The organism is Chthoniobacter sp. (assembly GCF_040003245.1).
Taxonomy (GTDB): Bacteria; Verrucomicrobiota; Verrucomicrobiia; order Chthoniobacterales; family Chthoniobacteraceae; genus Chthoniobacter.
The window spans coordinates 20,101-27,078 of record NZ_JBDUCX010000073.1 but is presented as its reverse complement, the minus strand read 5'-3'; the positions used below and the strand labels follow the sequence as shown (position 1 = coordinate 27,078).

At 61.3% G+C, this 6,978-nt stretch carries 9 protein-coding genes; all 9 read right to left on the bottom strand.

The window, feature by feature from the left end; genetic code table 11:
• On the bottom strand, nucleotides 1-601 hold a 601-nt coding region (vccB, locus tag ABJF10_RS12325), incomplete at its 3' end, for a Verru_Chthon cassette protein B (RefSeq protein ID WP_348544875.1).
• Between the two features lie 164 nt (nucleotides 602-765).
• The gene (locus ABJF10_RS12320) at nucleotides 766-2,220 is read right to left on the bottom strand and encodes a DUF1501 domain-containing protein (RefSeq protein WP_348544874.1); all 1,455 of its coding nucleotides are present in this window, start codon (nucleotides 2,218-2,220) and stop codon (nucleotides 766-768) included.
• 153 nt (nucleotides 2,221-2,373) lie between these two features.
• Nucleotides 2,374-2,634 (bottom strand): 50S ribosomal protein L27, encoded by a 261-nt coding sequence (rpmA, locus tag ABJF10_RS12315; RefSeq protein WP_348544873.1) that lies wholly within the window; start codon nucleotides 2,632-2,634, stop codon nucleotides 2,374-2,376.
• A 40-nt stretch (nucleotides 2,635-2,674) separates the two neighbouring features.
• Nucleotides 2,675-2,980, bottom strand: coding sequence for a 50S ribosomal protein L21 (gene rplU, locus ABJF10_RS12310; protein ID WP_348544872.1), 306 nt, complete (start codon nucleotides 2,978-2,980; stop codon nucleotides 2,675-2,677).
• 99 nt (nucleotides 2,981-3,079) lie between these two features.
• Nucleotides 3,080-3,586, bottom strand: coding sequence for a hypothetical protein (locus ABJF10_RS12305; RefSeq protein ID WP_348544871.1), 507 nt, complete (start codon nucleotides 3,584-3,586; stop codon nucleotides 3,080-3,082).
• A 60-nt stretch (nucleotides 3,587-3,646) separates the two neighbouring features.
• On the bottom strand, nucleotides 3,647-4,354 hold the full coding sequence (locus tag ABJF10_RS12300; protein ID WP_348544870.1) for an ABC transporter ATP-binding protein: 708 nt from the start codon (nucleotides 4,352-4,354) through the stop codon (nucleotides 3,647-3,649).
• Entirely contained in the window at nucleotides 4,347-5,129 is a 783-nt protein-coding gene (locus ABJF10_RS12295) for an ABC transporter ATP-binding protein (RefSeq protein WP_348544869.1), read from the bottom strand. The genes ABJF10_RS12300 and ABJF10_RS12295 overlap by 8 nt, the downstream gene beginning before the upstream one ends.
• On the bottom strand, nucleotides 5,129-6,052 hold the full coding sequence (locus tag ABJF10_RS12290) for a branched-chain amino acid ABC transporter permease (RefSeq protein WP_348544868.1): 924 nt from the start codon (nucleotides 6,050-6,052) through the stop codon (nucleotides 5,129-5,131). The genes ABJF10_RS12295 and ABJF10_RS12290 overlap by 1 nt, the downstream gene beginning before the upstream one ends.
• Nucleotides 6,053-6,964, bottom strand: coding sequence for a branched-chain amino acid ABC transporter permease (locus ABJF10_RS12285; RefSeq protein WP_348544867.1), 912 nt, complete (start codon nucleotides 6,962-6,964; stop codon nucleotides 6,053-6,055).
• Nucleotides 6,965-6,978: the final 14 nt, after the last annotated feature.

The following is a 6,978-nucleotide window of genomic DNA, read 5'->3' as shown; positions in this document are numbered from 1 at the left end:
TCACCGGCATATTCTTCGTGTAAGTGGGATCGAACACCTTGTTGGTGTCGTCCATCTGGATCTTCTTGCCGCTGGGGTTGAAGGCGACCTGCACGAGGACCGTCGCCAGGCCGGCGTTGGAACTGGAGTGGTCTGTCGTGATGCCCGGGAGGTTGGTCGAGACGGAGATCCGTGTATTGACAAAATAAACGACACTGGCCAGCTCCGCGTTGGAAGGGCTGGCCGCTTGCGGCACGATTTCATTGCCCTGTTCGTCGAAATACCGGACATGGATCGGATTCGTCCTGCCCACATCCGAGGCGGCGTAGCTGTTGGCGTAATTGTAAGGATGCGCGGCGTCGCCCACCGGATGGGCCGCGTCCGTCAGCGTATCAAAATCCGTCAACTGGGCATCCTGGATGATCCGTTGCGCGATCTGCGAGCACACGGAATTGTCCATCGCCTGCCGGAATTGTTGCAGCCCGGCCGGGATGAGGCCCATAATGGCCACGAAAGCGAAGGAGATGACGCCGACGGCCAGCACCACTTCGACGAGCGAGAAACCGGACTGCCGCCGGCGGGCTATGAATTTACGGGAGAGGGGAGAGTTTGGAGGAAACACAAGCGCAATGAATTTACTTTGTGATTACGGATTCATACGCCACTCCGCGCCTTTGACAATAAAAAAGTTTAATTTTATCGCCACATATGGCGCCTGATTTATGCCTCACGCTCCGTAGCGCCCACCACAATGCGCCCCCTGCCCCGCGCCACCGGCAGGCGCCCTTAGGCGATGAGTTCGTTGACCACGTTGCCGTGGACGTCGGTGAGGCGGAAATCGCGCCCGGCATACCGATACGTCAGCTTTTCGTGGTCGAAGCCGAGGAGCTTGAGAATGGTCGCGTGGAGATCATGGACGTGGACCGGCTTCTCCGCGGCGGCAAAGCCGAAGGGATCGGTCGCGCCATGGACATAGCCGCCCTTCACCCCGCCGCCCGCCATCCACATGGTAAAGCCGTGATTGTTGTGGTCGCGGCCGTTCTTGACGTTGGCGTTGTTCGAGCCGGGCGTCGGGATTTCCACGGTGGGCGTGCGGCCAAATTCCCCGCCCCAGATGACGAGCGTATCCTCCAGCATCCCACGCTGCTTGAGGTCTTTCAAAAGCGCGCCGATTGCCTGGTCGCATTCCCCGGCGAGACGACGATGATTCTTCTCGATCTCCTCGTGGCTGTCCCACGGCTGCCCTTCCCCGTGCCAGACCTGCACGAAGCGCACGCCGCGCTCGATCAACCGCCGCGCGATGAGCATCTGCCGGCCTTGCACGCCCTCGCCGTACATCTCGCGGATGGCCGCGGGTTCGCGGGTGACATCGAAGGCATCCGCTGCGTCCATCTGCATGCGGTAAGCCAGTTCGAAAGATTGCACGCGGGCTTCGAGCTGCGCGTCGTCCTGCCGCTGGCGCTGGTGCTCGGCGTTCAATTGCTTGAGCAGATCGAGCTGCGTCCGCTGGGTCTTGTTCGAGACCGACGTGGTGCGGATATTCTCGATGAGCTTCTCGATCTCCGTGTTCTTCGTGTCGATGTAGGTGCCTTGATAGACGCCGGGCAAAAACGCGGATTGCCAGTTCTGCGACTCCTGGATGGGGTAGCCGCCCGGGCACATGGTAATGAAGCCCGGCATGTTCTGGTTTTCGCTGCCGAGACCGTAGGTGACCCACGAGCCCATGCTCGGCCGCACCTGGCGCGCCTCGCCGCAATTCATGAGCATGAGCGATGGCTCATGATTCGGCACATCGGCCTGCATGGAGCGGATGATGCACATGTCATCCACCGACTCCGCCGTCTTCGCAAAAATGTCGCTCACCTCGATGCCGCTCTTGCCATACTTCTTGAAGCCAAACGGGGACCCGAAAGCCGCGCCCGTCTTGCGCTCGGTATTCAAATGGATCGGCAATTCCTTGCCGTGGTACTTTGTGAGTTCGGGTTTCGGGTCGAAGGTGTCGACGTGCGAGGGCCCGCCGTTCATGAACAAATGGATCACGCGCTTGGCCTTGCCGGCAAATTGCGGCGCCTTCGGCGCGAGGGGATGCAGGTCCGCCGTCTCCGCGGCGCGGGCCGGCAGACCAAGGGTCTGGCCGAGGATGCTTCCCAGCGCCAGCCCGCCCATCCCCATGCCGCAACGGTTCAGGAAATCGCGGCGCGTAAACAGGAGATCTTCGAGGCGTGGCTGGTGATGGGACATGACGTACTGATTCTACTGCATCAGCAACCGTTGTCCGCTGGAAAAATTAGCTGTCGTGCGGAATTGCGGCCGGCTTGCCCGGCAACCGGGCCAACAAAAAGCGCTTCACCCGGGAGGGTGAAGCGCTGATGGAAAGAGAAACGAAATCGCGGCTTAGTTCGCCGAGGCGGTCTCGGGGTCGACGTTGACGCGACGGCCTTCACGATCGAAGCGGACGGTGCCGTCGACGAGGGCCCAGATGGTGTAATCGCGGCCGAGGCCCACGTTCTTGCCGGGCAGGAACTTGGTCCCGCGCTGGCGGATGATGATGTTGCCAGCGAGGACGACCTGGCTGCCGAATTTCTTGACGCCGAGGCGTTTGCTGACGCTGTCGCGCCCGTTCTTGACGGATCCTTGACCTTTTTTATGAGCCATTTGTGAGTGGAGTGTAGAGGGTTGAGAGGGTGGCGCTCGCTTAGATGCTGGTGATCTTCACGCGGGTCAGCTTTTGGCGATGACCCACCGTGCGATGGTAGCCTTTGCGGCGGCGATACTTGAAATTGATGAGCTTCGGTCCCTTGAACTGCTCGACGACTTCGGCCACGACGGTGGCGCCTTTCAGGTCGGCGCCCGTCTTGATGCTCGCGCCTTCGCCGGAGAAGATCACTTCGGAAAAGGTGATTTTAGCGCCCGCCTCGCCGTCGAGTTTCTCGACTTCGATGACGTCACCTGCTGCGACGCGGTATTGTTTGCCGCCGGTTTTAAAGATTGCGTATGCCATATGAGTTTCTCTGGAAAAAAGGAGCGGGAGACTGCCACACCGTCCCGGGCGTGACAAGGGAATTCTCGACGATTTTAACCGCCGTCGCCGAAAAGCGATTTAGGGCTTCGGCTGCACGGGCACGGAGTCCGAGGCCGGCGTGATCGGCGGAGCGTCGCTGGGCGCTATTTCCGGCACCGTCTTGATCGAGGTCTTGGAGGTCTTCTTGCGGACGATGGAGGTCACCGCCGTGCGTGGCGCTGAGGAGCGGGCATCTTTCACCGTCAACCGCGGCGAACCGGCGCCAAAACGCGCCACCTCTTCGGGCGAGAGATGAAATGTTTCCGAGCGAAAATTCGACGAACCGCCGGTTCCGCCAAGGTAAATGCTGTCCTGCTTATACACCGGAATATAGCGGTAGCTCACCGTGTAGCCGTTGCCGTAATAGCGCATCGTCGGCCGGTAATAAAGCGGCTGCAGGCCGGTGTTCCCGATGGTCGGGAGGTCATACTCCCGCCCGCCATACCAGCGGCGGCCACCGCCATAGCCGGGATCAGTATCTTCGGCGATCGCGGCCAACGACAGGCCTAGGGTGGCAGCGGCAAAGAGGAGCGCGAATCTTTTCATAGCAGAGGGAACAGGTTCCTTGATTTGTGCGCTGAAACGGCGGCCGAGTCCAGCTTTTCGTTATCCACCGAGATAAGCCGCGCGCACTTCTTTGTTTTCGCGCAAGGCCGTGGACGTGTCCTCGAGAATGATCCGCCCGGTCTCCAGCACGTAGCCGTAGTGCGAAACTTTCAGCGCCAGGTTGGCGTTTTGCTCCACCAGCAGGATCGTCAGTCCGAGCTCCTGGTTGATCTCCACGATCTTCTCGAAAATCGTCTTCACCAGCAAGGGCGCAATACCCAGCGACGGCTCATCGAGCATCAGCAGCTTCGGCTTCGACATCAGCGCGCGCCCGATCGCCAGCATCTGCTGCTCGCCGCCGCTCAAGGTGCCTGCGGCCTGCCATTCGCGTTCCTTCAACCGTGGAAAAATGCAAAAAACATAATCGAGATCCTTCGCGAAGTTTTCCTGGCCCTTGCGCAGATACGCGCCCATGCGGAGGTTCTCGAGAACGGTCAGATTGGCAAAAACCATGCGCCCTTCGGGACTCTGCGCGAGGCCACGGCCGACGATGGCATGGGCCGGGAGGCCCGCGATGGCATGGTTCTCGAAGTTGATCACCCCGCTGCGCGGCTTCACGAGGCCCGAGATGGCGCGCAACGTCGTCGTCTTGCCCGCGCCGTTTGCGCCGATCAGCGTCACGATCTTTCCCTGCTCCACCTTGAGCGAGATGCCATGCAGCGCGCTGATCGCGCCGTAGTTCACGTGCAGGTCGCGAATCTCAAGCATCGTCGTCGGTCTCCTGGCCAAGGTAGGCCGCGATCACTTTCGGATTGGCGCGGATCTCATCGGGCGTGCCCTCGGCTATCTTCCGACCGTAGTCGAGCACGTTGATCCGCTGGCAAATGCCCATCACGACCTTCATGTCATGCTCCACGAGCAGCACCGCGATCTTGAATTTGTCCTGCACGAAACGGATCAACTCCATCAGTTCCTGCTTCTCCGTCGGGTTCATGCCGGCGGCGGGCTCGTCGAGCAGGAGCAGCTTCGGCTGCGTGGCCAGCGCCCGGACGATCTCGAGCCGGCGCTGGTCGCCGTAGGGAAGCGATTTTCCGTGCGAATCGTGAAACTGGTCGAGACTGAAAATCTTCAGCAATTCCATCGCCTCGTGTTCCACGCGGGCCTCCACCTCGCGGAATGCTTTCCCCCGCAGCAGGGCATCACGCACCCGCTGGGCGCGATTGCCCTGCATGGCGGTGCGGACGTTGTCGAGCACGGTCATCGAGGCGAAGAGCCGGATGTTCTGGAACGTGCGCGAAATCCCGCGCAGCGAAAGGGTGTGCGGCTTGATGCCCTTGATCGGCTTGCCCGAAAACTGGATGCTGCCGGAAGTGGGCTGATAGACGCCCGTGATCATGTTGAAGGCCGTGGTCTTGCCCGCGCCATTCGGCCCGATCAGGCCCACCAACTCCTGCTCCTCGACGCGCATATCGAGGTCGCAGACCGCCGTGACCCCGCCGAATTTGATCGTCACCTTTTCCAGTTCGAGCAACGGCGCACTCATCAGGCCGCTCCTTTTTTGCCCCACGTAAACAACCCCTGCGGGCGCGTGAGCATCAGCCCGATGATGAGCAGCGAATAGATGATCATGCGGTATTCCGCCACGCCGCGGAGCAACTCGGGCAGAATCGTGAGGATGATCGCCGCGAAGATCACCCCCACGGTGCGGCCCATGCCGCCGAGGATCACCATGACCACGATCTCGATGCTCTTGATGAAATCGAAACCGCCCGGCGAAAGCACCGCCTTGTGGTGCGCATATAGCCCGCCCGCAATGCCGGCGAAAAATGCCCCGATGACGAACGCCGTGACCTTGTAGCGCACCGGATTGATGCCCATGGCGCCAGCCGCAATCTCGTCGTCGTGCACCGCGATGAAGCCGCGGCCGTAGGTCGAATTCACCAGGCAGGCGACGACATAGACGGTGACCGCCGCCAGCGCCCAAGCCCACCCGAAGGTCGTGAGCTTGGCGATGCCCGTGAGCCCCGTCGCCGCGCCGAAGGTTTCGCTCGTCTGGAAAATGACGCGGATGATTTCACCGAAGCCGAGCGTGACGATGGCGAGGTAGTCGCCCTTCAAGCGCAGCGAAGGCACCCCCACCGCGAGTCCCGCGAGCGCGGCCACGATACCCCCGAGCAGCAGCGCACCGGCGAAAAGGAATGGTTGCGCCGCCGGCGGCAGCGTGGGGCCATAGACCAAGGTGAACTTGGCGGCAAAATACCCTCCCACCGCCATGAATCCGGCGTGACCGAGGCTGAACTGCCCGGTGTGGCCATTGATCAGATTCAGCGAAACCGCGAGGATGATATTGATCCCCACATCGATGGCGATGCCAAGGTAGTAGCGATTGAAGGACGCCGAAACGTAGGACAGGCCGATCGCCACGACGATCGCGATGAGTAGAAAGAGTTTCTCTCTGCCGCGCATTTACACTTTCTCCGTTTGCACCTTCCCGAGCAGACCAGCCGGTCGGAAAAGCAGGATGAGGATGAGCAATGCGAAGGCAATCGCATCGCGGTAATTCGAGAGGCCCGGCATGCCGCCGAAAAAGGTCTCCAGCAAACCCAGCACCAGCCCTCCCAAGGCCGCCCCCGGGAGATTGCCGATGCCGCCGAGCACCGCGGCGATGAAGGCGCGCAGACCCGGCTGCACGCCCATCAGGGGCTCGATCCCCGGCGCGCGCATCGAGTAGAAAATGCCGCCGATCGCGGCCAGCGCCGACCCGATCGCAAAGGTGAACGAGATGATCGCGTTGGCATTCACGCCCATGAGCGACGCGGCCTGTTCATTGAACGACACCGCGCGCATGGCCATGCCGATCTTCGTCCGCTGCACGATGAACCACATCGCCACGAGGAGCACGGCGGTGAGACCCACCACGACGAGATCATTGCTCGAGCAGCGGAGCCCCCCCAAGATGATCTCCGTCTTCGGCAGCAGCGTCGGGAACGATTTCGTCGCCGCGCCGAACACCTTTTCGTGCTGCCCGGTGTACTCGATGAAGAGCGACACGCCGATGGCCGTGATCAGCACTGTGAGACGCGGCCTCTTGCGCAGCGGCCGATACGCGAGGTACTCGATGGTCATTCCGATTACCGCGCAAATTGCCGCCGAAAGCACGATCACCGCGATCGCGCTCGGGATCGTCGTCGCCCCAAGCAACGGCGCGACCAACGGGGCGAGATAGTAGGCTGCGAAGGCCCCGAGCATCAGCACATCGGAATGCGCGAAATTGATGAACCTCAGGACGCCATACACCATCGTGTAGCCCAGCGCGATCAGCGCATAGATCGCCCCCAGGGCGAGGCCGTTGATGAGTTGCTGGAGAAACCAATCCATCCCAGATGCGGAGC

Coding starts and splice junctions, on each gene's coding strand:
- ABJF10_RS12320 (WP_348544874.1), bottom strand. CDS start 2,220: ATGTCCCATCACCAGCCACGCCTCGAAGATCTCCTGTTTACGCGCCGC.
- rpmA (WP_348544873.1), bottom strand. CDS start 2,634: ATGGCTCATAAAAAAGGTCAAGGATCCGTCAAGAACGGGCGCGACAGC.
- rplU (WP_348544872.1), bottom strand. CDS start 2,980: ATGGCATACGCAATCTTTAAAACCGGCGGCAAACAATACCGCGTCGCA.
- ABJF10_RS12305 (WP_348544871.1), bottom strand. CDS start 3,586: ATGAAAAGATTCGCGCTCCTCTTTGCCGCTGCCACCCTAGGCCTGTCG.
- ABJF10_RS12300 (WP_348544870.1), bottom strand. CDS start 4,354: ATGCTTGAGATTCGCGACCTGCACGTGAACTACGGCGCGATCAGCGCG.
- ABJF10_RS12295 (WP_348544869.1), bottom strand. CDS start 5,129: ATGAGTGCGCCGTTGCTCGAACTGGAAAAGGTGACGATCAAATTCGGC.
- ABJF10_RS12290 (WP_348544868.1), bottom strand. CDS start 6,052: ATGCGCGGCAGAGAGAAACTCTTTCTACTCATCGCGATCGTCGTGGCG.
- ABJF10_RS12285 (WP_348544867.1), bottom strand. CDS start 6,964: ATGGATTGGTTTCTCCAGCAACTCATCAACGGCCTCGCCCTGGGGGCG.